The sequence below is a fragment of the Planotetraspora kaengkrachanensis genome (assembly GCF_016862895.1).
GTDB lineage: Bacteria > Actinomycetota > Actinomycetes > Streptosporangiales > Streptosporangiaceae > Planotetraspora > Planotetraspora kaengkrachanensis.
Genome location: NZ_BONV01000025.1, coordinates 28,750 through 55,013 on the forward strand (window position 1 = coordinate 28,750; position 26,264 = coordinate 55,013).

Annotated in this window: 23 protein-coding genes; 8 read left to right on the forward strand and 15 right to left on the reverse strand. The window is 70.0% G+C overall.

The annotated features are described in order from the left end of the window. Positions 1-5: 5 nt before the first annotated feature. On the forward strand, positions 6-620 hold the full coding sequence (locus tag Pka01_RS24325; protein WP_203885177.1) for a hypothetical protein: 615 nt from the start codon (positions 6-8) through the stop codon (positions 618-620). 119 nt (positions 621-739) lie between these two features. Here Pka01_RS24325 and Pka01_RS24330 read toward each other — a convergent pair whose 3' ends face one another. The 5 genes from Pka01_RS24330 to Pka01_RS24350 all read right to left on the reverse strand — a co-directional run bounded on the left by Pka01_RS24330 (position 740) and on the right by Pka01_RS24350 (position 6,602). Then, on the reverse strand, positions 740-2,494 hold the full coding sequence (locus tag Pka01_RS24330) for a DEAD/DEAH box helicase (protein ID WP_203885178.1): 1,755 nt from the start codon (positions 2,492-2,494) through the stop codon (positions 740-742). A 149-nt stretch (positions 2,495-2,643) separates the two neighbouring features. Beyond that, a complete protein-coding gene (locus tag Pka01_RS24335) occupies positions 2,644-3,414 on the reverse strand; it encodes a hypothetical protein (RefSeq protein ID WP_203885179.1) in 771 nt (256 codons plus the stop codon). Between the two features lie 147 nt (positions 3,415-3,561). Continuing rightward, positions 3,562-4,401, reverse strand: coding sequence for a zinc metalloprotease (locus Pka01_RS24340; RefSeq protein WP_203885180.1), 840 nt, complete (start codon positions 4,399-4,401; stop codon positions 3,562-3,564). Between the two features lie 218 nt (positions 4,402-4,619). Next, entirely contained in the window at positions 4,620-4,871 is a 252-nt protein-coding gene (locus Pka01_RS24345) for a DUF3039 domain-containing protein (RefSeq protein ID WP_203885181.1), read from the reverse strand. A 165-nt stretch (positions 4,872-5,036) separates the two neighbouring features. Then, positions 5,037-6,602: a DHA2 family efflux MFS transporter permease subunit gene (locus Pka01_RS24350; protein ID WP_203885182.1), complete on the reverse strand. Its 1,566-nt coding sequence runs from the start codon at positions 6,600-6,602 to the stop codon at positions 5,037-5,039. A 139-nt stretch (positions 6,603-6,741) separates the two neighbouring features. Here Pka01_RS24350 and Pka01_RS24355 point away from each other — a divergent pair, with 139 nt between their 5' ends. Further along, entirely contained in the window at positions 6,742-7,383 is a 642-nt protein-coding gene (locus tag Pka01_RS24355) for a TetR family transcriptional regulator (RefSeq protein WP_203885183.1), read from the forward strand. A 70-nt stretch (positions 7,384-7,453) separates the two neighbouring features. On the opposite strand, the gene Pka01_RS24360 is transcribed toward Pka01_RS24355, so the two are convergent. From Pka01_RS24360 to Pka01_RS24380, 5 genes are all read right to left on the reverse strand, one after another. Then, positions 7,454-8,035, reverse strand: coding sequence for a YqgE/AlgH family protein (locus tag Pka01_RS24360; protein WP_203885184.1), 582 nt, complete (start codon positions 8,033-8,035; stop codon positions 7,454-7,456). A gap of 103 nt (positions 8,036-8,138) precedes the next feature. Then, on the reverse strand, positions 8,139-9,548 hold the full coding sequence (locus tag Pka01_RS24365) for an NAD-dependent malic enzyme (RefSeq protein ID WP_203885185.1): 1,410 nt from the start codon (positions 9,546-9,548) through the stop codon (positions 8,139-8,141). A 136-nt stretch (positions 9,549-9,684) separates the two neighbouring features. Continuing rightward, positions 9,685-10,314: a cytidylate kinase-like family protein gene (locus Pka01_RS24370; RefSeq protein WP_203885186.1), complete on the reverse strand. Its 630-nt coding sequence runs from the start codon at positions 10,312-10,314 to the stop codon at positions 9,685-9,687. A 66-nt stretch (positions 10,315-10,380) separates the two neighbouring features. Next, on the reverse strand, positions 10,381-11,295 hold the full coding sequence (locus tag Pka01_RS24375; RefSeq protein WP_203885187.1) for a tetratricopeptide repeat protein: 915 nt from the start codon (positions 11,293-11,295) through the stop codon (positions 10,381-10,383). 96 nt (positions 11,296-11,391) lie between these two features. Continuing rightward, complete coding sequence (locus Pka01_RS24380; RefSeq protein ID WP_239115260.1) at positions 11,392-11,859, reverse strand: Lrp/AsnC family transcriptional regulator; 468 nt, start codon at positions 11,857-11,859, stop codon at positions 11,392-11,394. Between the two features lie 66 nt (positions 11,860-11,925). Here Pka01_RS24380 and Pka01_RS24385 point away from each other — a divergent pair, with 66 nt between their 5' ends. Beyond that, entirely contained in the window at positions 11,926-13,320 is a 1,395-nt protein-coding gene (locus tag Pka01_RS24385) for a pyridoxal phosphate-dependent decarboxylase family protein (protein WP_203885188.1), read from the forward strand. A 511-nt stretch (positions 13,321-13,831) separates the two neighbouring features. On the opposite strand, the gene icmA is transcribed toward Pka01_RS24385, so the two are convergent. Then, entirely contained in the window at positions 13,832-15,514 is a 1,683-nt protein-coding gene (gene icmA / locus Pka01_RS24390; RefSeq protein WP_203885189.1) for a coenzyme B12-dependent isobutyryl-CoA mutase large subunit, read from the reverse strand. A 213-nt stretch (positions 15,515-15,727) separates the two neighbouring features. On the opposite strand from icmA, the gene Pka01_RS24395 reads away from it, so the two are divergent. After that, positions 15,728-17,452: a S8 family serine peptidase gene (locus Pka01_RS24395; protein WP_239115261.1), complete on the forward strand. Its 1,725-nt coding sequence runs from the start codon at positions 15,728-15,730 to the stop codon at positions 17,450-17,452. Between the two features lie 95 nt (positions 17,453-17,547). Here the strand turns inward: Pka01_RS24395 and Pka01_RS24400 are convergent, their stop codons facing one another. Further along, positions 17,548-18,471: a LysR family transcriptional regulator gene (locus tag Pka01_RS24400; protein ID WP_203885190.1), complete on the reverse strand. Its 924-nt coding sequence runs from the start codon at positions 18,469-18,471 to the stop codon at positions 17,548-17,550. 246 nt (positions 18,472-18,717) lie between these two features. On the opposite strand from Pka01_RS24400, the gene Pka01_RS24405 reads away from it, so the two are divergent. After that, positions 18,718-19,752, forward strand: a complete 1,035-nt coding sequence (locus tag Pka01_RS24405) for a DUF4331 family protein (protein ID WP_203885191.1) — start codon at positions 18,718-18,720, stop codon at positions 19,750-19,752. Positions 19,753-19,988: 236 nt separating this feature from the next. On the opposite strand, the gene Pka01_RS24410 is transcribed toward Pka01_RS24405, so the two are convergent. Next, positions 19,989-20,534 carry a MarR family winged helix-turn-helix transcriptional regulator gene (locus Pka01_RS24410; protein WP_373318184.1) on the reverse strand — a complete coding sequence of 182 codons (546 nt, stop codon included), beginning with the start codon at positions 20,532-20,534 and terminating at the stop codon, positions 19,989-19,991. Between the two features lie 336 nt (positions 20,535-20,870). Here Pka01_RS24410 and Pka01_RS24415 point away from each other — a divergent pair, with 336 nt between their 5' ends. Further along, positions 20,871-22,691, forward strand: a complete 1,821-nt coding sequence (locus Pka01_RS24415; RefSeq protein ID WP_203885192.1) for a hypothetical protein — start codon at positions 20,871-20,873, stop codon at positions 22,689-22,691. 86 nt (positions 22,692-22,777) lie between these two features. Then, positions 22,778-23,467 carry a DUF4230 domain-containing protein gene (locus Pka01_RS24420; RefSeq protein ID WP_203885193.1) on the forward strand — a complete coding sequence of 230 codons (690 nt, stop codon included), beginning with the start codon at positions 22,778-22,780 and terminating at the stop codon, positions 23,465-23,467. 73 nt (positions 23,468-23,540) lie between these two features. On the opposite strand, the gene meaB is transcribed toward Pka01_RS24420, so the two are convergent. Beyond that, positions 23,541-24,500, reverse strand: a complete 960-nt coding sequence (gene meaB, locus Pka01_RS24425) for a methylmalonyl Co-A mutase-associated GTPase MeaB (protein ID WP_203885194.1) — start codon at positions 24,498-24,500, stop codon at positions 23,541-23,543. 2 nt (positions 24,501-24,502) lie between these two features. After that, positions 24,503-25,702: an acetyl-CoA C-acetyltransferase gene (locus tag Pka01_RS24430; protein WP_203885195.1), complete on the reverse strand. Its 1,200-nt coding sequence runs from the start codon at positions 25,700-25,702 to the stop codon at positions 24,503-24,505. A gap of 110 nt (positions 25,703-25,812) precedes the next feature. On the opposite strand from Pka01_RS24430, the gene mce reads away from it, so the two are divergent. Further along, a complete protein-coding gene (mce, locus tag Pka01_RS24435) occupies positions 25,813-26,235 on the forward strand; it encodes a methylmalonyl-CoA epimerase (protein ID WP_203885196.1) in 423 nt (140 codons plus the stop codon). The last annotated feature ends 29 nt before the right edge of the window (positions 26,236-26,264 follow it).

Sequence of the window (26,264 nt, forward strand, 5' to 3'; positions counted from 1 at the left end):
CCTCGATGTTCGCGTTCGTGCTCGGCCTGTCCTGGCTCATCCTGACCCCGGTGTGCGTCTGGCTGCTCTTCGGCCGCGGCCACCGCGGGCCCGCCCGTGCGGCGGCCGCTCTCACCCTCGCGGGGTTGCAGGGGGGAACGCTGCTCATGGGTTTCCTCGAGGAGCCTCCCCCGTCGCTGGTGACGGTGCCGCTCGCCCGCCCGGCCGGCTCCCCGTCCCATGCCGTCTCTCGTGACTCCGCCGCCACGCCCCGGCCGTCGCACAGCGCAGGTTCCTGCCCCGTCCGCGCGCTCGCCCCCGAGTCCGTACGGCTCACGCGAAGCGGGACCGATGTCGACGGCATGACGGTCTACTGGGACGCCGCCCCCCATGAGTGCGGGACGGCCTCGGTGGCCCTGCGGCCCGTCGGCCGGCGATTGCGGATCTGGCTGGAGGAGGGCGCTGCCGACCACCACAAGGGGGCGCGTACGCTCCCCGTCACCGTGGCGGACGGCCAGGCGTCGCTGGACCTGCCGCTCAGCCCGCCGCTGCGCCTGCGCACGCACTACGTGGCCATCGACGCCCGGACCGGCCATCGCATCCCGCTGAAGCCCGGGACAGCCGCGCCGGCCGGGGCATGACAGACAGCCGGACATGTCAGACGGCCGGACCTAGCGGCGGCCAGGCATGACGGCAGCCGTTGGACCGCCGGTCCCATGCGACTGCGGCGGCCGGGCCCTGCGCGGGCCCGGCCCACGGCTCACTTGCGCTGGGTGGCCCACTTGCGGATCATCGCGATGCGTTCGCGAATCTGCTCCGCGGAGGCCTGGGCGATCGCCGGCCCCCCACAGGACCGGCGCAGCTCGGCGTGGATCACGCCGTGCGGCTGACCGGTGCGATGGTTCCACGCCCCCACAAGCCCGTTGAGCTCCTTGCGCAGCTCGTGCATGAGCTCATGCGGGGCGAGCGCGGGTTCGGAATCTTCTGCGGGCTTCACCTTGCGCTTGGCCGCCTGCTGGTCGGCCTGCCGCTTGCGCAGCAGTGACGCGACCTGGTCCGGCTCCAGCAGCCCGGGAAGGCCGATGAAGTCCTCCTCCTCCGGAGAGCCCGGCGCCGCGGCGGTCCCGAACTCGCCGCCGTCGAACAGGACCCGGTCGAAGGTGGCCGACGCCTCCAGCGTCTGGAAGGGCAGCTCGTCCCCCAGCGCGTCAGGTTGCTTCTTCTCCTGTTGTGCCTGCTCGAGGAGCAGGTCGTCGAGCCCGTCCTCGTCGCGGCGGCGGCCCAGCACGTGATCGCGCTCGGCCTCCATCTCGGAGGCGAGGCCCATGAGGAGGGGCACCGAGGGCAGGAAGACCGAGGCGGTCTCCCCACGTTTGCGCGCCCGGACGAATCGGCCCACCGCCTGGGCGAAGAACAGCGGGGTCGAAATGCTCGTGGCGTAGACGCCCACGGCGAGCCGCGGGATGTCGACGCCCTCGGAGACCATCCGGACCGCGACCAGCCAGCGCGCCTCGGAGCCGGCGAAGTCCTTGATCTTCTTGGATGCGCCTGGGTCGTCGGAGAGCACGACCTGGGCGCCTTCTCCGGTGACGGTCCTGATGTGCCGGGCGTAGGCGCGGGCCGACTCGTGATCGGACGCGATGACCAGGCCGCCCGCGTCGGGCATGCCGCGCCTTACCTCGGTGAGCCGCCGGTCGGCCGCATGGATGACCTGACGGATCCAGTCGCCCTTGGGATCGAGCGCGGCCCGCCAGGCCTGGGAGAGCTGGTCCTTGGTGAGGGGGGTGCCGAGCGTGGCCGTGATCTCGTCACCGGCCCGCGTGCGCCACTTCATCTCGCCCGAGTAGGCCAGGAAGATGACGGGCCGGACGACGCCGTCGGCCAGGGCGGGACCGTACCCGTAGGAGTAGTCGGAGGCACTCCGCATGGCGCCCTCGGCGTCCTCGACGTAGGACACGAAGGGGATCGGGCTGTCGTCGGACCGGAAAGGCGTGCCGGTCAGGCCCAGCCGCCGGGTCGCGGGCTCGAACGCCTCCCGGACGCCGTCGCCCCACGACTTGGCGTCGCCCGCGTGGTGGATCTCGTCGAAGATGACGAGCGTCTTGCGCGCCTCCGTGCGCGCCCGGTGGAGGGCGGGATGCATCGAGACCTGCGCGTAGGTGATGGCGACGCCGATGTAGTCGCGCGAGGTCGCGCCCTGGCTGTTCTTGAACTCGGGGTCGATGCCGATGCCGACCCTGGCCGCGGCGTCGGCCCACTGCCGCTTCAGGTGCTCGGTGGGCGTGACGATCGTGACGGCCTTGATGATCCCGCGGGTGAGCAGCTCGCTGGCGATCCGCAGCGCGTACGTCGTCTTGCCGGCTCCCGGCGTCGCGACCGTGAGGAAGTCTCTCGGCTCACGTTGGAGGTAGAGGTCGAAGGCCTCCTGCTGCCAGGCACGCAGCTTGGTGGCGGTGCCCCAGGCGGCGCGATCAGGGTAGGAGGGGGAGAGATGGGACGCGGCCGAAACGCTCAACGACGCCTCCCCGCGCTCAGGACAATGATGTTTCTATCGGTTCGCTCCCTCACAGTGACCTCAGGGTAGTGGGACCCACCGACAAGACGTGCCGAGCCGACGAGATTCGAGCCACCTCCCGCCTCCTGTGGTATGGGCATCCGCGCAGATCAGTGCACGCCCGCCATGACCGTCTCGATGTCCGCACGTGAGCGGGGATCGTCGGGGTGGGCGAGGCCGAGCAGCACGGTGCTCTTGCCGTCCGGACGGGTGAGCAAGGTCACTCTCATGAAGGCCGGCTGGTTCACGACGTCCCGATACTCCGCCCGGACCGCCCGCGTGTGGCCGGGCCGTCCGCCGATCGTGACGTCGCGGTCGTCGACCACCGTGACCTCGTCGCCGTGGAGCAGCAGCTTGGCGTAGAGGTCGCTCAGATCGCGGACCGCCGGGGCGAGGCCGGCCGGGTCCACGTGAACCTCCGGCCTGGCCATGACCGTCGCCAGGTCGCCCCGGGCGGCCACCGAGGTGAAGCCGGTCACCGGCGCGACCATGCCCTCGCTCCACTCGGACGGCAGCGAGTAGGAGACCCCCGCCAGTGGGTCGGCGACCATCGTCGGAGGCGCGGCCTCGCCACGACTGAGGATCACGAACACCGCCGCGGCGATGACGGCGGCGGCCGCGGCCACTGCGGCCCCCGCGACGAGAAGGCGGTGGAGCCACCGTGGAAGGCGGCGCGGCGGTTCGACGGGCGTGCCGTACCAGACGGCCGAAGGCGGGAGGTCGTCGTCAGGCGCGGGTTCGGCCCCGCCGGACGCAGACGCGGAACCCCCGGCCACGGGTACGGCGCCGCCGGACGCGGGCGCGGGGCCTCCGGGCGCGGGTCCGGGCGTGTGCGCGTCGTCGGCGGGCGGCCAGACACGGCGCGTCCACTGATCGTTCACGAGGCCTCCCGGAGCCGGGCCCGTGTGCGACCGATCCGGCGAACCGCAGATCGATCACGAGCGACCCGCGTCGCCATGAGCACTGCTGTGGCAGTTACTCACAGACAGGGTGGCACGTCAACGAAAATCCGGGCATTGCTATCGGATCTAGGCAAGCGAGACAGCCGGCCGGCGATACAGATCCCACATCTGGCGCATCCGCGCCGCCTGACCCGCGGTGAAGTTGGTCATGCAGCGATCCTGCGCGTAGTCCATGAAGTTGTGCACGGGATCCTGGCCCGGCTCGGTGCAGGTGTCCTTGCCGGCCGGGCAGCCGGTGGTCGGGTACGCCTCGGGCGGGGTGTCGTCGACCGAGTCCCCCGGGGCGGCGCAGCCGTTCTCGAAGGTGTGCAGCAGGCCGAGCCAGTGGCCGATCTCGTGGACGGCGGTGAACCCCTTGTCGAAGTCGCGCAACGGGCCTCCCGGCACGCTGCGCCAGTCGATGACCACGCCGTCCAGGGCCGGCTCGCCCTGGTACCAGTAGGGGTAGGTCGCGTACCCGAGGACGAGCTCCCCGAGCTGCGCGATGTAGAGGTTGAGCGTCTCGGGGCCGCCGACCCGCAGCTTGGTCTTGATGGCCGCCTCGTTGCCCAGCGGGTCGCGGAACCACTCCTTGCTGACCGTGTGGGTGATGCCGGCGAGCACGAAGCGCACCCCGGTGTCGACCCCGCCGAGCCTGCCCCCGTAAGCGGCGTTGAGTGTGTCCACCTGGCGCCGTACACCGGCGTCCGGCAGGCCGAGCGCACCGTCCTTGATCACGTGCACCCACAACGGCACGTTGATCTCGCCGGTGACCGGCACCCGGCGGCGCTCACCGGACTCCGCGAGCCGCCGCCGCACGTCGGCGGACATCCGCGCGATCTCCTCCGGCCCCGGCTCGCGCGGCTCGACCGCGTGCGTGAGGCCCCCGAGCCCGGGCCGCAGGGCCATGTCTCGAGAGGACTCCACGTCTCGAGCGGGCTCCGCGACCTCGCACTCAGCCGCAGACCAGGCCTCGGCCCGCTGCGGCCGACTGTCGGCGCGGGCTCCGGCCAGGGGACCGCCACCCAGCGTGAACAGGCATGCCATGAGGACGGCTGTCGCACACCGGGCCATCCGCTCCCCCGATCTTGCTGGTCAGGAGCTTGACGTTAGCCGTCCCGGGGGCGATCACTTCGCTTCGACACTCAGTCGTCGGAAGGTTTGCCCTTCGGCAGTCCCTCGTAGATCTCCTTGCATTCCGGACAGACCGGATACTTCTTGGGATCCCGGCTGGGCACCCACACCTTGCCGCAGAGAGCCCGGACCGGTGCGCCCGTCACATAGCTCTCGGTGATCTTGTTCTTGTCGGCGTAGTGCGAGAAGCGCTCGTGGTCGCCGTCGCCGTGCGACACGCGCGGCGTGACATCGCTCTCGGGAAGAATTTTCGTGCTGGTCACGAATACCGAGTCTACTGAGCGGAATGAGGCCTGACGCCGGGCCCGCGGCGGCGATCCGGTGACGGCTTCGCGGAGATCCCTGCGCGGCGCCTGCGCGTGCGGACCCGGAAACGAATGCGGCTCCCTCCCCTGACGGGGTGGGAGCCGCGCACGGAGATGATGCCGTCAGCCCACGTGGACGGGGGCGCCCTCCGTCTTGCGCCCCGCCCTGACGAACAGCGCCAGGATCGCGGCGATCACGGCCACGACCGTGCTCACGACGAAGCCGAGGTGCAGTCCGTCCATGAACGACAGGTGCGAGGCGTTGGTGATGACGCTCGCGACCGGCCCGGTGAGCCCGGGAGGTGCCATGCCGACCGACGCGAGCGACTTGAGGCCCTCCAGCTGGTCGGGAGGCAGGCCCGCGGCCGCCTGACCGAGATAGCCGGGCAGGACGCTCGACACCTTGGCCGCCACGATGGCGCCGAGCACGGCCGTGCCCAGGGCGCCGCCGACCTGCATCGCGGAGTTCTGCACGCCGCCCGCGACACCGCTGAGCTCCTCGGGCGCGTTGCCCACGATGATCTCAGTGGCTCCCACGAACACCGGGGACAGGCCGAAGGCCAGCAGCACGAAGGGGATCGCGCTGTCCATGAACTGCGCCTCGACGCTGAGCCGCGACATCAGGAACATGGCGAAGGCCGTGATCAGCATGCCGCCCGCGATGGTGACGCGGGGTCCCAGCTTGCCGATGAGGATTCCGGCGATGGGGGAGGCGACGATCATGCCGGCGCTCATGGGCAACATCCGCAGGCCCGACTCGAGCGGGGTGAGCCCGTGCACGCCCTGGAAGAAGAACGTGAGGAAGAACATCGCCCCGAACATCGAGAACGCCATAAGGATCATCAGGCCGGTGCCGATGGAGACCGAGACGTTGCGGAACAGGCTGAGCGGCAGCAGGGGCTCGTTCGCGCGCGCCTGCCAGAACAGGAACACCGCGCCGACGACGACGGCCGCCGCGAGGAAGGCGATGGTCCGAGCGTCGCCCCAGCCCCACTCGGGCGCCTTGATGATGGACCAGACCAGCGAGAACATCGCGATCGACAGGAGCACCACACCGAGCCAGTCGATCCTGGACAGCGTCTTCACCCTGCCGTTCCTGAGGACCCACAGGCCGAACGCCATCGCCGCCACGCCGACGGGCACGTTGATGAAGAAGACCGACTGCCAGCTCACGCGCTCGACGAGCAGGCCGCCGACGATCGGGCCGCCCGCGCTGGACAGGCCGATGATGGCGCCCCAGGCGCCCATCGCCATGTTCAGCCGCTCACCGGGGAAGGCGAGCCGCAGGAGGGCGAGCGCGGCCGGCTGGAGCAGCGCGCCGAACAGGCCCTGCAGGACGCGGAAGGCGATCAGCATCCCGATCGAGGAGGTCAGGCCGATCGCCAGCGAGGTCAGGGCGAATCCCGCGACGCCGATGAGGAATATCCTCTTGTGGCCGAACAGGTCGCCGAGCTTTCCTGCGGTGATGAGGAAGACCGCCAGCGCGAGCAGGTAGCCACTGGTGATCCATTGCAGGTCCGACAGCGACGCCCCGAGTTCGACGCCGATGACCGGGTTAGCGATCGCGACGACCGTGCCGTCGAGCATCACCATGATGACGCCGAGCGAGACGGCGAGCAGCGTCAGCCACGGATGGGCCTCTCCATCGCCGTCACGCGTATCTGGTGGTACGGCTACTGCTTGAGCCATGAATGGGTCCCCCTTGGAAAGGCCGAGGATCTAGTCTCAGGCAACAGGCGTAATTTATGTCACCTCATGACAGATGACAAATCGTTTTATCCGACATACGGTGACATCTGACAGCATGTGAACTACCAGTTTCGAGCAGGTGACAACCGTGGGTCTGCGCGAGCGCAAGAAGGTGCAGACGCGAAACGCCCTGATCGACGCGGCTCTCGAGCTCTTCCTCACGCGGGGCTACGAGGCCACGACGATCGACCAGATCGCGGCACGTGTCGACGTGTCGCCCCGCACGTTCTTCCGGTACTTCTCCTCGAAGGAGGACGTCGCGCTGTCCGCGCCCGCCGACAGCCAGGACATCTTCCTGGCCGCGCTCGCGGCCCGCCCGGAGACCGAGTCTCCGTACACGGCGCTCAGCCAGGCGATGCGCACCATGGTCGCCACGCTGCGGGGCAAGGAGCCCGAGGACGCCGCACGGTTCATGAAGGCGCGGCAACTCGTGGAGGAGACGCCGGCGCTGCTGGCCGGCCAGATGCGCCTGCTCATGGAGAACGAGCAGCGGCTCGTCGCCGAGGTCGCCCGCAGACAGGGAACGGATTCCGGAGACCTGCTGCCGCAGTTCGTCGTCTCGGTCTTCACCGGCCTCGGAATGATCTGCTATCACAGCGGGACGCAGGGGCTCGACGTGATGGCCGAGCGCCTCGACGACGTGCTGACGCTGGCCGACCGGTCCCTGCGGCCGGGCTGGGACCTGGCGACGGCGGACACCTCGCCCTCCGCGACGGACTGAGCCGAGCGATTGAGTCGAGAAGCCGAGCCGGCCGACTGAGCCGATCGACTCGGTCGTCCGGCCGAGAGCCTCAGTTCAGCTGGGGGTCCTCGGGGAACGTGGCGACGAGGGCGAGATCACCCTGCTGCCGCCGCAGCACGGACCGCCACAGCGTGCCCGGATCGGAGTTGAAGGTGTCGCCCGGCTCCGAGTCCACGACGTACCAGGCGCCTTCCTCCAGCTCCGCCTCCAGTTGACCGCCCGTCCAGCCCGCGTACCCGGCGAAGATCCGCATCTGCGAGATCTCCCCCGCCAGGATCTCGGGCGGCGCGTCGAGGTCGACCGTGCCCAGGCGGGACGTCGTGGACCTGCCCTGCAGTTGCAACCTCCGCCAGCCAAGCGGCTCCTCGCCGCTCAGCACGGCCGCCAGGGCGAGTGCGCTGTCGGTCTGTACCGGCCCTCCCTCGAAGAGCACCGGCGGGCCGGAGACCAGGGGGTCCCACGAGGGAAGGACCTGCGTCACCGCGACCTCGCTCGGCCTGTTGATGACCACCCCGAGCGTGCCGCCGTCGTCGTCGTGCTCCAGGACGAGGACGACACTTCGCCGGAAGTTGGGGTCCTCGAGCAGAGGCGTCGCCACGAGCAGCCGGCCGACGTAGATCGCTTCCGCCATACCTCCCATCATGAAGGAGGAATGCCGATTAGTGCACGCCACCCCCGATTCCACCTCGGACGTCACCGACCGTACGGCGGGGGTCGCCACCGGTGGCCGGCGATCAGGCCTCGGTGAACCCCCGCGCCTTGCCGCCGGCCGACTCGCGCACGGCCGCCGCGACCGCGTTGGCCACGTCCGGGTGGAAGACGCTGGGGATGATGTAGTTCGGTCCGAGCTCCTCGCTGGTCACGACCGCGGCGAGCGCCTTGGCCGCCGCCAGCAGCATCTCCTGGGTGACACCGTTGGCCTGCGCGTCGAGCAGCCCGCGGAAGACCCCGGGGAAGGACAGGACGTTGTTGATCTGGTTCGGGTAGTCGGACCGGCCGGTGGCCACCACGGCCGCGTGCTCGCGGGCGTCGTCGGGCGACACCTCAGGCTCGGGGTTGGCCAGCGCGAAGACCACCGCGCCCTCCGCCATCGCGGCGATGTCGTCGGCGTTGAGGATGCCCGGCGCCGACACCCCGATGAAGACGTCGGCGCCCTTGACCGCGCCGCGCAGGTCGCCCGCGTATCCGTCCGCGTTGGTGTGCTCGGCGATCCAGCGCAGCGAGTCGTCCAGGTCGTCGCGCCCGAGATGGACCGCGCCCAGGTAGTCGCACACGACCACGTTGCGGGCACCCGCGGCCAGCAGCAGCCGGAGCACGGCGGTGCCGGCCGCGCCCGCGCCCGCCAGCGCGATCCGGACGTCCTCGATCTCCTTGCGCACGACCTTCAGCGCGTTCGTCAGGGCCGCGAGCACCACGATCGCGGTGCCGTGCTGGTCATCGTGGAAGACGGGGATGTCGAGCAGTTCGCGCAGCCTGCGCTCCACCTCGAAGCAGCGCGGCGCCGAGATGTCCTCGAGGTTGATGCCGCCGAACCCCGGAGCGATCACCTGGACGGTCCGCACGATCTCGTCGACGTCCTGGGTGTCGAGGCAGATCGGCCAGGCGTCGATGCCGGCGAAGCGCTTGAACAGCGCGGCCTTGCCCTCCATCACCGGGAGCGCGGCGGCCGGGCCGATGTTGCCGAGGCCGAGGACGGCCGAGCCGTCGGTGACGACCGCGACGGAGTTGCGTTTGATCGTCAGGCGGCGGGCGTCCTCCGGGTTGCGCGCGATGGCCAGGCTGACGCGCGCCACACCCGGCGTGTACGCCATGGACAGCTCGTCGCGGTTGCGCAGCGGGACCTTCGACTGCATCTCGATCTTGCCGCCGAGGTGCATGAGGAACGTGCGGTCGGACACCTTGTGGATGGTGACCCCTTCGACCGCGCCCAGGCTGTCCACGATCGCCTGGGCGTGATCGGTGTCCTTCGCGGCGCAGGTGACGTCGATGCGAAGCTTCTCGTGGCCGGCGTTGGTCACGTCGAGGGCGGTCACCACCCCGCCGGCGTTCTCCACCGCGTGGGTGAGCAGGCTCACGGCCTTGCCCCCCGCAGGAACCTCAAGACGAACGGTGATCGAGTAGGAAACGCTCGGCACGGTGGCCACGGCAATCCGCTCCTTTGCGGGGGTGTCTCCTTGCCGTACGCGCTCGGTGCGGGCGTGTCGCCGGCTTGCCCGGCTGCCGCATCCGGCTCGACGGCATCGTGGATGTATTCCATCGTGCCATCCCCCGAAGGGTGATTCAGCCCACAGAGGAGGCTGCGGCCACGATGAGCTCCACGCACACGGACACCGGGATGACGGTGCTGTCCAGAACCATGTGGTACAGCCCGGGGTCGGCGGGGTCGCACCGGTAGAACTGCCGGACGTACGCCTTCCGCACCCGGTCGTTGTCGTTGACGATCCGCTTGGCCTCCTGCTCCGGGATGCCGGAGTACGCGGCCGTCTGCAGCACACGCCGCCGCAGCGGGCCGTCCAGCCGTACGTGGAGGGCGCCCGGATGATCGGCGAGCACGATCGCGCCGGCCCGCCCGAGGATCACGCCGCCGTGGACCCGGGCGGTCTCACGGATGACCCGCTCCGTGCGGGCCGCGAACTCGTCCGGCGTCAGCGGCATCCCCGCGGGGACGTAGAGCTCCACTCCCCCGAGAGTCACCGTCGGCAGCCGCATCATGCCGGTCAGGAGCCTGCCGAGGCCGCTCTCCGCCCGGTCGTCGTGCGCCAGCGCCTCCTCGAGCGTCACGCCGAGCTCACGGGCGACGGCGTCGGGGATGGCCCGGTCGACGAAAGGCACGCCCAGGCGCTCGGCCACCGCCGGCCCGATGACGCTGCCGCCCGTGCCGTACGTCGCGGAGATGGTGACGACTCGCACGTCCCTCCTCCTCTGCCCGCGCGGCGGGCGGGCGACCTGTCAGGCGGGCCCTCGGAACGCGGGGCGTCAGAACAGCGCGTTGGCGAGGTTCCGCCGCGCCTTGGAGACCGAAGGGTCCTCTGCGGGCAGCGCGTCGAACAGGGCGAGCAGGTGACGCCTGGCCTTGTCACGGTCGGCGCCGCTCGTGCGCCGGACGAGCGCGACGAGCCGGTCGAAGGCGTCGTCCACCTTTCCGTCGAGCGTCTCGAGATCGGCCGCCTGGATGTGCGCGTCGACGTCCGCGGGGTCTGCGGAAGCCCGGCGGATGACGTCGGCCGCGTCGAGGTCCTGGGTCCGGCGCAACAGGCCCACCCCGGCGAGGCCGATCCTGGCGGCCTCGTCGTCCGGCGACTTCGCCCGCAGGCGCTCGTAGGCCACGGCCGCCGCGTCGAGATCGCCCTTGTCCATGGCCTCGTCGGCGGCGAGGAGATCGGGGTCGATCCGCTCGGGCTCGCCCTCCTCCTGCGCCGGGGCGGGCTCGGCCAGCTCGACGCCGAGCTGCTCGAAGACCTGCGCCAGCGCCTGCCTCAGCTGCGACTCCGGCAGCGGCCCCTCGAAGAGCGGCATGAGCTGACCCTGCACCGCCAGGTAGACGGTGGGGATCGCCCGCATCCGCAGAGCCTGGGCGAGGTCGGGGCTGGCCTCCACGTCGACGCGGGCGAGCAGCCACGCTCCGCCTGCCTCCGCGGCCAGCTTCTCCAGCGTGTAGCTGAACTGCTGAACCTGTTCCGCCCGCGGCACCGTCGCCTCGATGATCACCGGGACGCTCATCGAGCGCTCCACGACATCGGCGTTGAAGGTGGCCGAGGTCGCCTCGATCACGTCCGTGGTCGCTCCTGGCCCTTCGGCCTCGCGCCGTGCCTGCGCTTCCAGAGCCTGCTTGCGCGCACCGAGGTCCACGGCGCCGTACAGGGATCCGGGTCGAGAGAAGTCCGCTGCCATACCCCCAATCCTGCCGTACGCGCGTGCCTGATCCGTGCCAACCCCGTCTCCTGGGCCTCTCATCCGGACAGCGGGGGTGTCCCCCCTGCACCGCGGTCAGCCGACCGGGCGCTGGATCGGCTGCCTCTCGGTCCGGTAGATGAGGGTGGTCTCCAGGTGGACGATCTCGGGGCGCACCAGGATCCGCTCGAGGATCATGCGGTGGAGGTGGTCGGCGTCGGGCACCGCGACGTGCACCAGAAAGTCCTCGGCCCCCGCCACGTGGAACAGCGCGATGGTCTCGGGGAGGCCGAGCACGAAGGCCCGCAGCGGGTCGACGAGCTGGCTGGTGTGCGGCCGGACGCGCAACGCGAGCAGGGCCTGGAGGGGCCGTCCCAGAGCCTTGGTGTCCACCTCGGCGCGGAAACCGGTGATCAGCCCTCGCCTGCGCAGGCCGCGCACCCGTTCCAGCGCCGTGGAGGGCGCGACGCCCACCCGTTCCGCGAGGTCCTTGTTGGGCAGGCGCGCGTCGTTCTGCAACTCCTCCAGAATGGCCCGGTCGATCGAATCCAGTTCGATGCTCATGGACAATCTCGCTTCTGAATTCGGCGCCTATGGCGTTCAGTCGTCCGAAGTGGTCATCATCCTGCCATGCAGCCGAACATGACGTGGGACGTGAAGGAGTTCACCCGGGCCGCCGAGGTCACTGTGGACGAACTGGCCGCCTATGTGGACCAGAGCCAGCGGGGCACGGCACCGGTGCTGCGCCGCCGCCCGCCCCGCGAACTGGCGGACGAGCTGGAGTTGGCGCGGTGGATCAGCGAAGGAGGCATGACGCCCGACGACTTCCGGCGCTTCCTCGGCGTCTATCTGCGCGAGGGCACCCGGCTGCACCACTCGGCCTACCTCGGCCACCAGAGCGCCGTTCCCGACTTCCCCGCCGCGCTGGCCGACTTCGTCCACGGCGCCACCAACAACCCGATGGCGATCTACGAGATGGGCGCGTCGGCCGCGACGGTCGAGTTCGAGGTGGTCCGCTGGATGCTCGCCAAGGTCGGATTCGGCGCCGGAGGCGGCGGCGTGCTCACGCATGGGGGCTCCCTGGCCAACCTGACCGCGATGCTCGCCGCACGCGCCGCCGCAGCGCCGGACGCCTGGACCGAGGGCGTCCCGAGAGACCTCGTCCTGCTGGCGGCCCCGTCTGCGCACTACTCGATCACCCGTGCCGCCGCGATCCTCGGCCTGGGCGAGCGCGCGGTCGTGCCGCTGGAGGTGGACGGCCTCGGCAGGATCGACGCCGCCCGCCTGCCGGCCGTACTGGACGGGGTGCGCCGGTCGGGACGGCGCCCGATGGCCCTGGTCGCCGGCGCGTGCGCCACCGGCACCGGCCTGTACGACGATCTGCGGGCGATCGGGGAATTCTGCGCGGTGAACGACGTCTGGTACCACGTCGACGGCGCGCACGGGGCCTCGGCCCTGCTCAGCGACGCGCACCGGCATCTGCTCGACGGAATCGAGCTGGCCGACTCGGTGATCTGGGACGCCCACAAGATGTTGCGGACCTCGAGCCTGGCGGCCGCCGTGCTCGTGCGCAGGGAACCCGACCTGGACGCGGCCTTCCAGCAGCAGGCCAGTTACCTGTTCTACGGCGACCAGGGGTTCGACCTGGCCGGCAGGGCCGTCGAGTGCACCAAGGCCGAGCTCGGCCTGAAGATCTTCCTCAACCTCGCGTGGCGGGGCGAGCGGGGCATGGGCGAGTACGTGGCCCGGCAGTACGAGACGGCCCACCGGTTCTGGGAACTGGCCAGGAACCGGCCCGGTTTCGAGTTCCCCTACGAGCCGGAGAGCAACATCGTCTGCTTCCGGTACGGCACGGCCGACCAGGCCGCCATCCGTGAACGGCTGATGGACGACGGCACGTTCCACCTCACCTCAGCCGAGATCGGCGGCGTCCGCCACCTCCGGGTGACCGTGATGGCCCCCGCCACCGACGACCGAACCCTGGATTCCCTCCTCCACCACGTCACCACCCTCCCCTCGGCGTGACCAACCCCCTTCCCCGCGACCGCACCCCCTTCCGCGTGATCATGCACAGATTCGGCGAGGCGGTCGCCGACCTGCGCCGCCACCGCCCGTGATCATGCACAGGCTCGCGGACGTGACCCGTGACCTGGCCCGACCCAGTTGGTGATCATGCACGGATTCGCTCGCATGCCGTACAACCTCGCGAAACCTTCCTCGCGATCATGCACAAGTTCGCGGACATGCCGCCCGACCTGCAGGAATCCCTCCCGCGATCATGCAATCGACACGACCGTGCATGGTCACGAAGTCGAGCCCTGCAGGCCAGACGGTCATTCACAGAAGCCGTGCATGATCACGAACCGGGGAACCGCAGGCCGGCCGCGCAATGCACGAACCTGTGCATGATCACGGGAGGGGTTCGGGCAGCCCATCGCGCAGATCCCCGCACCTGTGCATGATCACAAACATGGTTCGCCCAGCTCACGAAGCACGTCCGCGAGCCTGTGCATGATCACGGGCCGGGGGGCGGGGGTTAGAAGCGGGCGGGTTCTGAGTAGGTGCCCCATTCGTCGCGGAGGGCGTCGCAGATCTCCCCCAACGTCGCCTCGGCCCGGGCGGCCTCCAGCATGGGAGGGATCATGTTCTCGCTCGTCCGCGCGGCGGCGACCAGCCTCGCCAGAGCCGCGTCTACGGCGGCCTGGTCCCTGGCGGCCCGGCGCGCGGCCAGGACCCGCCGCTGCTCGACCTCGACCTCGTGACTGATCCGGAGGATCTCCAGGGGTTCCTCGACCGTCGCGGTGTGGCAGTTCACCCCGACGATCCGCTTGTCCCCCTTCTCCAGCTTCCGCTGGTAGTCGAAGGCCGCCTCGGCGATCTCGGACATGAACCAGCCGTCCTCGATTCCCCGGAGGATTCCCGAGGTCATCGTCCCGTCGGATCCCATCTCGCGGATTCTCGTGAAGATGTCCTCCGCCTCGGCCTCCAGCCTGTCGGTCAGCGCCTCGACGTACCAGGAGCCGCCCAGGGGGTCGACGACGTTGACGACCTCGGTCTCCTCCATGATGACCTGCTGCGTCCTGAGCGCGATCTCGGCGGCCTTCGCCGACGGCAGGGCGAGCACCTCGTCCAGGGCGTTGGTGTGCAGGGAGTTGGTCCCGCCGAGCACCGCCGCCAGCGCCTCCACGGCCGTCCTGACGATGTTGTTGTCCGGCTGCTGCGCCGTCAGCGAGACGCCCGCGGTCTGGGTGTGGAAGCGCAGCCACTGGGCCTTCTCGGTCCGCGCGCCGTACACATCGCGCATCCAGCGCGCCCAGATCCGCCGGGCGGCCCTGAACTTGGCGATCTCCTCGAAGAAGTCGATGTGCGCGTCGAAGAAGAACGACAGGCCCGGCGCGAAGGCGTCGACGTCGAGCCCGCGGGACAGGCCGAGTTCGACGTAGCCGAACCCGTCCGCCAGGGTGAAGGCGAGCTCCTGAGCGGCCGTGGACCCGGCCTCCCGGATGTGGTAGCCGGAGACCGACAACGGCTTGTACGCGGGGATCTCGGCGGCGCAGAACTCCATGAGGTCGCCGATCAGGCGCAGATGGGGCTCGGGGGCGAACAGCCACTCCTTCTGCGCGATGTACTCCTTGAAGATGTCCGTCTGGAGGGTCCCGTTCAGCTTGCCCGTCGGGACGCCCTGCCTCTCGGCCGCGACGACGTACATGCAGAAGATCGGTACGGCCGGCCCGCTGATGGTCATCGAGGTGGTGACCTCGCCGAGCGGGATGCCGTCGAACAGCTGGTCCATGTCGAGCGCCGAGTCGATGGCGACGCCGCAGTGCCCCACCTCTCCGAGGGAGTGCGCGTCGTCGGAGTCGCGGCCCATCAGCGTCGGCATGTCGAAGGCGACCGACAGGCCTCCCCCGCCGGCGCCGAGGATCATCTTGTAGCGCTCGTTGGTCTGCTGGGCGTTGCCGAACCCGGCGAACTGCCGGATCGTCCACGGCCGTCCCCGGTAGCCCGTCGGGTGGAGGCCCCGGGTGAACGGGAACTCGCCGGGCCAGCCGATGCGCGCGAACCGAGGATCACTGGTTGTGGGTCCGTAAACGGGGTCGACCTCCAGGCCGGAAAGGGTGCGGAACTCCCCCGCCCGCTTGTATGCGGCGTCGTACCGCGCCTGCCAGCGGGCCCGGCCGGCCTCGATGTCGGCGTCGCGCGCGTCCTTCGGGTCCATACGACCTCCAAAGTGTCGGATCCCAAAGAAATACTAGGACGTCCTACTACCCATCTCCAACGCCACGGCACCTCCATACGGAGCGTGACCTGACCATTCCATTTCGCATGCCGTCATGTCACACGTTGGTCGCAAATTCCAACGGATCTTTGACAAACAGGTGAAATCTTCAACCATGGTCAGGGCCCTCTCAAAGTCCACACGGAGGTGGATGTGAAGCGCGTCATAGTCGTCGTCGCAGCGACCGCGGTCGTCGCGACGACCTTGACGGCCCCGGCACAGGCGGTCGAAACCACGCGATCCGCTGCCGCGGCCCAAAAGGCCACGACCGAATACGTCGTTCTGTACAAGGAAGGCGCCAGCGCCGCACAAGCCCAGAATACGATCGAGGCGGCGGGCGGCAAGCTCGTCAAGGTCAACTCCGAGGTCGGCGTCGCCACGGTCAGCACCACCAACGCCGGCTTCGTCGGTGCGATCAAGAACAACGCGGCCATCGGTGGCGTCGCGCGCAACCGCACGATCGGCAGCGTGCCCGCCGACTCGGCGGCAGCGCGGAAGGTCGCCCAGACCAGGGCGGTCGAGCGGGAGGGCCGCGGTCACGGCTCCTCGGGCGACCGGCACAAGAGCACCAAGGACGAGCCGCTGTCCGACCTGCAGTGGGACATGAAGCAGATCCAGGCGGACAAGGCTCACAAGTACGAGCAGGGCGACAAGGGCGTCCTCGTCGGCGTCCTGGACACGGGCATCGACGCCTCACACCCCGACATCGCCCCGAACTTCAACAAGAAGCTGAGCAGGAACTTCACCGTCGACCTCCCGGCGGACGCCAACGGCACCGTGATCGACGGCCCGTGCGCGAGCGACCCGGACGGCTCCTGCAACGACCCCAACGACGTGGACGAGGACGGGCACGGCACGCACGTCGCCTCCTCGATCGCCTCGCCGATCAACGGCCTCGGCACTTCGGGCGTCGCGCCCAAGGTCTCCCTGGTCAACCTGCGGGCCGGTCAGGACTCGGGCTACTTCTTCGTCCAGCCCACCATCGACGCCCTCACGTACGCGGGCGACGTCGGCGTCGACGTGGTCAACATGAGCTACTACATCGACCCGTGGCTGTTCAACTGCGCCAACAACCCCGCCGACTCGCCCGACGAGCAGTTGGAGCAGCGGACGATCGTCTCGGCGGTCCAGCGGGCGCTGAACTACGCGCACAACCGCGGCGTCACCCTGATCTCGGCGGCGGGCAACGGCGCGACCGACTACACCAAGACGATCAGCGACGCCTCCAGCCCGGACTTCGCGTCCTTCCCCGGCCAGGCGGCGCGCACCCGTACGATCCCGCCGAGCTGCGTCTCCATGCCGAGTGAGGGCCAGCACGTGATCTCGGTGTCGTCGACCGGCATCAGCACCCGCAAGTCGTACTACTCCGACTACGGCAACGGCTACATCGACGTGGCCTCGCCCGGCGGCGACGCCTACGACACCCCCGGCAACACCCGGGACATCACCAAGGCGACCCTGTCGGCCTACCCCAAGTCCCTCGCCGTCGCCAACGGCGAGATCGACGCGAACGGGAACCCGACGGTCGACTACGTGGTCAAGGACTGCAAGGGCAAGGTCTGCGCCTACTACCAGTACCTCCAGGGCACCTCGATGGCCTCCCCCCGGGCGGTCGGCGTCGCGGCTCTGATCGTCAGCAAGTACGGCCACCGCGACCACCGGCACGGCGGCCTGACGCTCGACCCTGACGTCGTCGAGAAGGTCCTCAAGGGAACCGCCACGGAGAAGGCCTGCCCCAAGCCTGCGGCCTTCACCTACACCCGGATCCTCCCGACCGGGCAGACCGTGACCGCCACTCACACCTGTGAGGGCACGCTGGACAACAACGGCTTCTACGGCAGGGGCATCGTCAACGCCCTCCACGCCGTGGGCCGCTAAAGGCACGATCTCCGCACGACACTCGACGGCCACCGCTCCCCAGCGGTGGCCGTCCCCGTTTCAGGACGTCTTCCGGCGTGTGACAACGGCTCCGCTCAGGCGGCGGTGTCGACGTCGGGAAGCCGCTGCGAGGCGATGCCCAGGAGCAGTTCGGCGGCGCCGGCCGGTCGGCTGCCCCGCGCCCATACCGCGCGCAGCCGCCGATTCAGGTTCACCCCGGCCACCGGAACCTCCCGTACGCGGCCCTCGGCGAGGTCCTCCCGCACAGTGATCACGCTGAGCACCGCCGGTCCGACGCCCGCGGCCACCGCCGCACGCATCGCCGCGTTCGAATCCAGAACCATCAACGGCCGCGCCGGTTCGACGTCGATGCCGGCGAGGATGCGCTCCAGCGTCTCCCGGGTGCCGGATCCCGGCTCGCGGACGATGAGCGGTGTGCGGGCGAGCTCGGCCGGCTCGATCGGCCGGCGTCGCCGCACCCACGGATGATCCGGCGCGACCACGACGACCAGCCGGTCGGCGCCCACCTGCCGGGAGCAGAGTCCCGGCGGAACCGTGGGCGCCTCGATGAACCCGACGCCGATCTGGCCGCCGGCGGCCAACGCGGCCGCCTGCTCGGAGTTGGTCACCCTGAGGCTGACGCGGACGTCCGGCGACCGCTGCCGCAGAGCGCCGATCCACCGTGGCACGAAGTGCTCAGCCAGCGTCATGCTGGAGGCCAGCCGCAGGTCGTCGTCCTGGTCGGCGCGCAGCGCGGCCACCCCGGCCATCAGCGATTCCATCTCGGACAACACCCGGTCGGACCACTGGCACACCGCCTTGCCCTCCGTGGTGAGCGCCGAACCGCGGCTGCTCCGGTCCACCAGCGTCAGGCCCAGCCGCCGCTCCAGCATGGTCAGCCGCTTGCTCGCGGCCGGCTGGCTGATTCTCATCCGCTCGGCGGCCTGCCCGAGGCTGCCCAACTCCGCCACGAGGGTCAACAGCCGGAGGCTCTCCAAATCCGGCGGCGTCCCGCCCATAACCGCAGATTATTACGTCATTCCGGATTGACGGGTACCGGCCTGAAGCATCCCTGGCCAGGATCGTCGTGATGGCCTGTCCACCGGTTCCATACCGGGCGTGAGACCTGCGCCGACCGCCTCCTGTAGAGGCGGAACAGGGTCGACGAATATCCGGATCCAGGAAAAGCCGACTGCCGCCATCGATATCGGGCCCCTCGACGGCCACTTTCTTCCCGGCTGAACCATTCATAGAAAGCGAGCGACATGTCCCACCACCTCGATTCACCGATCGCCCGCAAGGACCCGCGCCTGGACATCACCGATCTCTACGTCTTCCGAGGAGAGCGCGGCACCGTCTTCGTGACGAACCACAGTCACTCGCTCGCCGGTGACGACGTCCCCCGGGGCCTGCATCCGGAGGGCACGTACGAGTTCAAGATCGACGTGGGCGGCGATGCCGTCGAGGATCTGACCTACCGCTTCACCTTCGGCGATCGCGACGAACAGGGAACGCAGGCGTACCAGGTGCGACGCCTCGCCGGCCCCGAGGCGCGCGACGCCTCCGCCGCCGGGACGCCGATCGCCCAGGGCCGTACCGGTGAGACCGTGGACCTCGACGGCGGCGGCCGGGCATGGGTGGGCGAGGCCGGTGACCCGTTCTGGATCGAGCCTGACGTCCTGCACGCGGTCGGCAAGGCGTTCCACGAAGGCACCACGGTCGATCTCTCCGGCTGGGACCCCGCGGAGGCGAAGAACGCGTTCGCCGGGCACACGGTCTACTCGATCGTGCTGGAGATCGCCGACGAGGAACTGCTGCCGGCGGCAGGACCGGACCGCAGGGTGGGCGTGTGGGGCCTGGCGTCCCTCGCCACAGACGCGGGAGGTCGGCGGCCGGTCAACCGGGCCGGCCTACCCATGATCCATCCGCTGTTCACCCAGTTCGACGAGGACCTCGGCGACAGGCTGAACACCAACCTGCCGGCCGAGGATCTGGAGATCCACGGCGCCACGGTCGCCGCCATGGTGTCCGGCGTGGTGCGGGCGTACGGCACCGCCGAGGATCCGGAGGACTACGCGCGGGCCGTCGTCTACAAGATCTTCCCCAATGTCCTGCCCTACACCATCGGCACCCCCGCGTCCTTCGGGTTCGCCGGGTGGAACGGCCGCTCACTCACCGACAACGCACCGGACGTCATGTTCTCCTTCGCCTGCGACATCCCGGTGACCATCGGCATCACCAGGCGGTCCGTCACGTCCGAGCCGACGCGAACCTTCCCCTACGTGCCGCCGGCGCCCTGACTCAGCCCCGCTGAGGGCGAACACGGACCCAGCCGTCACGCGAGGGGCGCCGCCCTGCCTGGACAAGGTCGGGTACGGAGCCCAGCCGTCACACGAGGGGCGCGGCCGGGATCTGGACTGAGGAGTGAGCGGGGAGCGAGGAACGAGCGACCCCGAACGACGAGGGAAGACCCGGCCTAAAGGGCGCCCCGAGCACGCGCGAGCGAAGCGAGCGCAATCAAATACAGCGAGCGCAATCAAACGCTGAAGTCGCCGGCCGCGACTCGGAGCGTCTTCAGCAGGTCGAACATCTCGCCAAGCTCGTCGTCGCCGTACATGCCCATGCCGAAGCCGGCCTCCATGAGGTCGGCGGTCGCCCGGGTCACCGCGTCGCGGCCCGCGTCGGTGATGTGGGCGAGGACGCCGCGGCCGTCCTTGGGGTTGCGCATCCGCTTGACCAGGCCGGCCTTCTCCAGCCGGTCGACGGTGTTCGTCACGCTGGTCGGGTGGACCATGAGACGTTCGCCGATCTTGGACAGGGGCAGGGCGCCCGCGCGGCTGAACGTGAGCAGCACCAGTGCCTCATAGCGGGCGAAGGTCAGGTCGTACGGCTTCAGCAGCGTGTCCAGCTGCGCCAGCAGGATCTGGTGGGCTCGCATGATCGACGTCACGGCGGCCATGGCGGACGACGGGCCGAACTTCTCGCGCCAGGTCTCCGCGGCGCGCTCGATCGGGTCGAACGGCAGGTTCAGCGGCCGGGAACCGCTGACCGGGAGCTGGCTTGAACTGGGCGGAAGGGACACAGCGATATACGGTATCGCGACGGCTTTCGTGATCGGCCCGCGCACGTAGCGTAACTGAATTCATTCCTTGACCCCAGAACTCCCTCCCTCAGGGTCACGCTCCGTTATGGTTGCCACGTCAAAAGGTGAGGCGGCGGCAAACCCGGTGGCCCGGGGAGCCCGGTCTGCTAGCGCAGGCTGTGGCGAGGCCGATGGAAGACCAGCGCCGGGGGGAACGGCGCGGTCCCACGCCCCGCTCACACAGGCACGGGGGGTGCTTGATGGGCAGCATGCCTGTCCCGGCGCGTAGCGCGCGCCGTATATCGACGAAGGCGTGGCCGGGGGCCGCGCTGGACCGTGGGTAACCACAGAGGCGTTTCACGCGAGGAGCTCAAGCACGGCACGGTCGTCACGGTGACCGTGTTGCTGGCGCTCGGGCTCGTCGTCGCGTGGAGCGCCTTGATACCCGGCTTCATGAGCTGGGACGACATCGTGATGGCGGTCATCGGCTCGCTCCGGCTCACGGGCCCGGTGGCCGCGGCTTTCGCGGCGTGGGTGGCGGTGCGCAAGCATCGCGCCAGCAGCGGCAAGGCCGTCACTCCGTGGCGGGCCGTCAAGGCCCCGCTCGCGATCCTCGTCGTCGTGACCGGCTCGTTCGCCACCACGGTCCTGGTGCTCGGGCTGCGTGCCGGTCTGGGCGAGCAACCGGGACGCCTGGTGCCCAGCGGCCTGGCGATGTGCGTCGCCTCGCTGGCTCTTTATGTGGTCGTGGGCTGGATCGTCGGCTGGTTGCTCCCCCTCATCGCCACGCCGGCGATCGCGGGTCTCGGCACCTATGTGCTGTTCACCTGGCTGGCCGGCAATTTCACCTGGGCCGACAGGCTCGCGCCCTCGACGCGGGAGCCGTACGACCTGTTCGAGGGGATGAGCACGACCGCGTTCACCGACCAGACGTTGTGGCTGCTCGGCCTGAGTACCGCGTTGCTGCTCGGCTGGGTGGCGCTCGTCACCGGGCGGATGCTCGCGCTCGCCGCCGCGGTGATCGCCGTCATGGCCGCGGGGACGGGTGCCGCCCGGCTGGTCACCGAGCCCCAGACCGTGGCGGCGAGCGAGCGCCTGGTCTACAGCTGCCAGGAGTGGCCGATCACGGTGTGTGTGCATCCCGCGATGCGTGCGGGTCTCACCGAGCTGGTGAGCTCGTTCACGACGATCGCGGCCAGGCTGGCGGGGACTCCGGCGGCGTTCAACCGGGTCGAGCAGCACTCCCCCGATGACGGCGACCAGGCGTACCCCGGGGTGGCCTTCATCCACATCGACGACCTGAACGACGGGTACGCCGACCGCGCCGCGGGCGAGTTCCTCGACCGGCTGGCCAAGCCGTGCCCGGGGACGGTGACCGCGGGCTATCGGGCGATCGTGATCTCGTGGCTCCGCAACGAGCCCCTCTCGGCGGGGCCGCTGCCCGAGCATCGGTACGCCGCGGTGTGGTTCTCCGAGCTGACCGAGACCCAGCGGCGCGACTGGCTGCGCATGTTCTATTCGGACTTCGTCTCGTGCGGGCTGCAGAGCAGGCACTTCGGCGGCGGCGCGAGGCAGGCGGACCCGAACATGACCGGGTACCCGGTCCACGACGACGCCCACTTCGCGCCCGTGTACCCCGTCGCGCCCAGCCCCGGCGGCTACCCGTCCCTTGCGCCCGTCGTGCCCTCGCCGTCCGGGCCGGCCGGGCAGGTCCCCGGCGGCGTACCCGCTCCGGTCGGAATCCCCGGAACGGGTACGGGGACGACGCCCGGGCCGGTCCCGGGATCCGGCGGCGGCACGGGGCAGGGCACCGGGCCGGACGGCGGAGCGGGCTCCGGAACCGGCGGCGGCGCCTCTCCCGAGCCCGGAGCCTCCCAGGGCCCGGGAACCGGCTCCGGGACCGTTCCCGACGCTCCAGGCAGCCCCGGCCCGGAGCAGGACCCGCCCCGGCGTGACGGCGGCGAGACGACGGGCACCCAGCCCGGCGAGGGCACGGGCACGGAGGGGGCCGGCCGGGATGGGGGCCAGGATTCGCGCCGGGGCACCGACTTCCGCCCGGGCCAGGAGCGCCTCCCGGGTGACCGCACCGCGCTGTCACCCGTGGGCGCCTCGGACGGCTTTCGCGGGCACCGCCATCATCACGATTTCCAGTGGTGAACCGGCCGTGCCAACCGTTTCCCAGGCGACCCAGGCGGCGATCACGTGGATGTGAGATCGGGAGAATAAGGGGAAGATGTCCTCCCGTGGACCGTCAGACCCGACCCCTCCCCACGCCGGACACCGACGAACCCGTCCCCCGGCGCCCACGTAGAGGCTGGCGACTGCTCGCCGGCTTCCTTTTCGTCATCCTCCTGGTCGTCGTGGGTGCACGCCTGACCTGGTCGTGGCTGAACCCGCTCGGGGAGGAGACCATCGACCGCAGCAGCCCGGTGCTGCTGAAGTCGATCCAGAATCTCAGCCGATACGAGGCCGCCACGGGCAACTTCCAGGTCATCGTGGACCTGGAGAAGGACGCCAACTTCCTGCCCGACGCCATAAAGGGAACCAGGACGCTGTTCGTGGGCGTGGGCGGTGTGGACGCCTACGTCGACTTCTCCGGGCTCTCCAAGGACGCGATCACCGTCTCTCCCGACGGCAAGACCGTGACAGTACGGCTGCCGCACGCCCAGTTGGAGAAACCGAACCTGGACAACCAGAAGTCCTATGTGTTCGCCCAGCAACGGGGCCTGTTCGACCGGGTGTCGGACTTCCTGTCCGCCTCGCCGGCGAACCAGCAGGAGCTGTACGTGCTGGCCGAGCAGAAGATCGCCGAGACCGCGGCCTCGAGCGACCTGCGCAACCGGGCCGACCAGAACACCAAGGCGACGCTGGAGGGCATGCTGAAGGCCCTCGGCTTCACGACCGTGGTCATCGAGTACAGCGGCGAGCCGTGACCCCCATGACCCCCCGGGCTCCGCGGGTCCCCTCCCCCGTCCGCGGGGAGGGGGACCACCCGGCCTGAGGGGGTCAGCCGAGCGCGGCGATGAGGTCGTCCGCGGCGGAGTAGGGATCGACGGCGCCCGCGAGCAGGCGCTCGGCGAGCCCGTCGAGCCGGTCCGTGTGCGGATCGGCGAGCCGGGACCTTATCTGCGCGAGCGCGATGGCCTCGATCTCGTCTCTGGCGCGGGCCAGCCTCCGGCGGCGGAACTCTCCTGACTCCTCCAGGTGGGCGGCGTGCTTGTCGAGGGCGGCGAGCAACTCCTCGGCGCCCTCGCCCTTCGCCGCCACCGTGGGCACGATGGGCGGCCGCCACGGCGCGGTCGCGAGCGCGACCATGTTCCGCAGGTCGCGCAGCGTCGCCTGGAGGCCGTCGCGGTCGGCCTTGTTGACGACGAACACGTCGGCGACCTCGAGGATCCCCGCCTTCGCCGCCTGGATGCCGTCGCCCATCCCCGGAGCCAGCAGCACGAGCGTCGTGTCGGCCAGGCGGGCGACGTCGACCTCGGCCTGGCCGACTCCCACGGTCTCGACGAGGATGACGTCGCATCCTGCCGCGTCGAGGACGCGCAGCGCCTGCGGCGTCGCCCACGCCAGCCCGCCGAGGTGCCCTCTGCTGGCCATGCTGCGGATGAAGACGTCGGGGTCGGTCGCGTGCTCCTGCATCCGGACGCGGTCGCCGAGCAGCGCGCCGCCGGTGAAGGGGCTCGAGGGGTCGACGGCGAGCACGCCGACCCGGCTGCCGCGGGCGCGGAAGGCCCGGATGAGCATGCCCGTCGTCGTCGACTTCCCGACGCCGGGCGCGCCCGTCAGGCCGATCACCCTCGCGCTGTACGGCTTGCGCGTCCCGGTCGCGAGCTCGGCCATGACCTCGCGGAGCGTCGCGGCACGTTCGGGTGCCCTCACGGCGTTCTCGACCAGGGAGAGCAGCCTGGCCACCGCGCGCGGCCGGCCGCGTCGCGCGTCGGCGGCGAGCTCGCGGACGTCCACGGTCAGCTTCCGTCGCGACCGGAGGGGACCCGGATGATCAGGGCGTCGCCCTGGCCTCCGCCGCCGCACAGGCCCGCGGCGCCCAGGCCGCCGCCGCGGCGCCTGAGCTCGTGCGCGAGCGTCAGCACGATGCGCGCGCCGGAGGCGCCGATCGGGTGGCCCAGGGCGATGCCGCCGCCGTTGACGTTGACCTTGTCGAGCGGGATGTCCAGTTCCTTCGCCGACTGGAGCACCACCTGGGCGAACGCCTCGTTGATCTCGACCAGGTCGAGATCGCCCGTCGTCACCCCCTGCTTGCCGAGAGCCTGCTTGATCGCGTTGGCGGGCTGGGACTGGAGCGAGTTGTCCGGTCCGGCCACGTTCCCGTGCGCGCCGATCTCGGCGAGCCAGTCGAGACCGAGCTCCTCGGCCCGGGTACGGGACATGACCACGACGGCCACGGCGCCGTCGGAGATCTGCGAGGCCGACCCCGCGGTGATCGTGCCGTCCTTCGTGAACGCTGGGCGCAGCCGGGACAGGCCCTCCACGGTGGTGTCGGGGCGGATGCCCTCGTCCGCGGAGAACAGGACCGGATCTCCCTTCCGCTGCGGCAGGGAGACGGGGACGATCTCGTCGTCGAACAGGCCGTTCTTGGTCGCCTGGGCGGCGAGCTGATGCGACCGGGCGGAGAACTCGTCCTGCTCCTGGCGTGTCAGGCCGAGCCGCGCGTTGTGGTGCTCGGTCGACTCCCCCATCGCGACCTGGTCGTAGGCGTCGGTGAGGCCGTCGTGCGCCATCGAGTCGACGATGGCCGCGTCGCCGTACTTCACGCCCTTGCGCAGACCCGGCAGCAGGTGGGGCGCGTTGGTCATCGACTCCATGCCGCCGGCGACGACGATGTCGAACTCCCCCGCCCGGATGAGCTGGTCGGCCAAGGCGATGGCGTCGAGGCCCGACAGGCACACCTTGTTGATGGTGAGCGAGGGGACCGTCATGGGTATGCCCGCCTTCACGGCGGCCTGCCGCGAAGGAATCTGACCGGCCCCGGCCTGGAGAACCTGCCCCATGATCACGTACTGCACCTGGTCGGGAGCCACCCCCGCACGCGACAGGGCGGCTTCGATGGCGATGCCGCCGAGGTCGGCGGCGGAAAGGTCGGCGAGCGAGCCCAGGAGCCTTCCGGTGGGCGTGCGAGCTCCGGCGACGATGACGGAACCAGACATTCGAGGGGCCTCCATCACGAGATCAGGGCGACGGTGCCACCATACCCAGCAGGCACCGGTCGACTGCGAGAGCGCCCACCGCCGAACGACACACGAAACGGAGTCCGGAAATGCTGCTCAGGATCGATCATGTGGGAATCGCCTGCCACAATCTGAGCGAGAAGATCGAATTCTACGAGTCGGTGTTCGGCCTGACCGTCGTGAGCCGGGAGATCAACGAGGAGCAGGGCGTCCGGGAGGCCATGCTGCATGTGGCGGACGGCGATCAGGGCGCCTCCTACGTGCAACTGCTGGAGCCGCTCCACCCCGACACCGCGGTGGGCAAGTTCCTGGCCAAGCGCGGAGAGGGTGTGCACCATGTGGGATACGGAGTGACCGACATCACCAAAGCCCTCGAGGAAATCTCCGCGAAAGGTGTTCGTTTGGTCGACGAAAGGCCGCGGCACGGATCGATGGGGGCCTCCATCGCCTTTCTCCACCCGAAAGACATCGGAGGGGTGCTCACCGAACTGGTGGAGACATCCCGCCGTTGATCCAAACGTAAGAAACGTTCATACGTAAC

Coding starts and splice junctions, on each gene's coding strand:
- mce (WP_203885196.1), top strand. CDS start 25,813: ATGCTGCTCAGGATCGATCATGTGGGAATCGCCTGCCACAATCTGAGC.
- Pka01_RS24360 (WP_203885184.1), bottom strand. CDS start 8,035: ATGGCGGAAGCGATCTACGTCGGCCGGCTGCTCGTGGCGACGCCTCTG.
- Pka01_RS24400 (WP_203885190.1), bottom strand. CDS start 18,471: ATGGGCGGGACGCCGCCGGATTTGGAGAGCCTCCGGCTGTTGACCCTC.
- Pka01_RS24385 (WP_203885188.1), top strand. CDS start 11,926: ATGCAGCCGAACATGACGTGGGACGTGAAGGAGTTCACCCGGGCCGCC.
- Pka01_RS24430 (WP_203885195.1), bottom strand. CDS start 25,702: ATGTCTGGTTCCGTCATCGTCGCCGGAGCTCGCACGCCCACCGGAAGG.
- Pka01_RS24325 (WP_203885177.1), top strand. CDS start 6: ATGTTCGCGTTCGTGCTCGGCCTGTCCTGGCTCATCCTGACCCCGGTG.
- Pka01_RS24375 (WP_203885187.1), bottom strand. CDS start 11,295: ATGGCAGCGGACTTCTCTCGACCCGGATCCCTGTACGGCGCCGTGGAC.
- Pka01_RS24405 (WP_203885191.1), top strand. CDS start 18,718: ATGTCCCACCACCTCGATTCACCGATCGCCCGCAAGGACCCGCGCCTG.
- icmA (WP_203885189.1), bottom strand. CDS start 15,514: ATGGACCCGAAGGACGCGCGCGACGCCGACATCGAGGCCGGCCGGGCC.
- Pka01_RS24380 (WP_239115260.1), bottom strand. CDS start 11,859: ATGAGCATCGAACTGGATTCGATCGACCGGGCCATTCTGGAGGAGTTG.
- Pka01_RS24350 (WP_203885182.1), bottom strand. CDS start 6,602: ATGGCTCAAGCAGTAGCCGTACCACCAGATACGCGTGACGGCGATGGA.